The sequence below is a fragment of the Kitasatospora phosalacinea genome (assembly GCF_000716545.1).
GTDB classification, from domain to species: Bacteria; Actinomycetota; Actinomycetes; order Streptomycetales; family Streptomycetaceae; genus Kitasatospora; species Kitasatospora phosalacinea.
The window spans coordinates 1-651 of sequence record NZ_JNWZ01000175.1 but is presented as its reverse complement, the minus strand read 5'-3'; the positions used below and the strand labels follow the sequence as shown (position 1 = coordinate 651).

The 651-nt window shown below is 71.9% G+C and carries 1 pseudogene; it reads right to left on the bottom strand.

Going from position 1 to position 651, the window contains the following annotated elements:
• Positions 1–651 (bottom strand): annotated as a pseudogene (locus OO48_RS34770) (ATP-binding protein); the annotation flags it as partial.

The following is a 651-nucleotide window of genomic DNA, read 5'->3' as shown; positions in this document are numbered from 1 at the left end:
CCGGTGGCGGGGGCGGTGGCGGCGCCGAGGGAGGAGGGCAGGGAGACCTCGATGCGTTTGCCGCCGACCTCGACGACCACGGTCTCGCGGCCCTCGGGCTCCTCGGACGACGGTCTGGTGGAAGGGGATGGCGGTGGCCATGCCTTCGACCTTGAACTCTTCCAGGGCGCGCTTGGCGCGCTGCAGGGCCTGCTTGCGGGTGGCGCCGGTGACGATGAGTTTGGCGAGCAGGGAGTCCCAGGCGGGGCCGATCACCGAGCCGGACTCGACGCCGGCGTCCAGCCGGACGCCGGGGCCGGACGGCGGGGCGAACAGCGTGACGGTGCCGGGGGCGGGCAGGAAGCCGCGGCCCGGGTCTTCGCCGTTGATGCGGAACTCGAGGGAGTGGCCGCGGATCTCCGGGTCGTCGTAGCCGAGGGGTTCGCCGTCGGCGATGCGGAACATCTCGCGGACCAGGTCGAGGCCGGTGACCTCTTCGGAGACGGGGTGTTCGACCTGCAGGCGGGTGTTGACCTCGAGGAAGGAGATCAGTCCGTCCTGGGAGACCAGGAATTCGCAGGTGCCGGCGCCGACGTAGCCGGCTTCGCGCAGGATGGCCTTGGAGGCGCGGTACAGCTCGGCGTTCTGCTCGGGGGTGAGGAACGGCGCGGG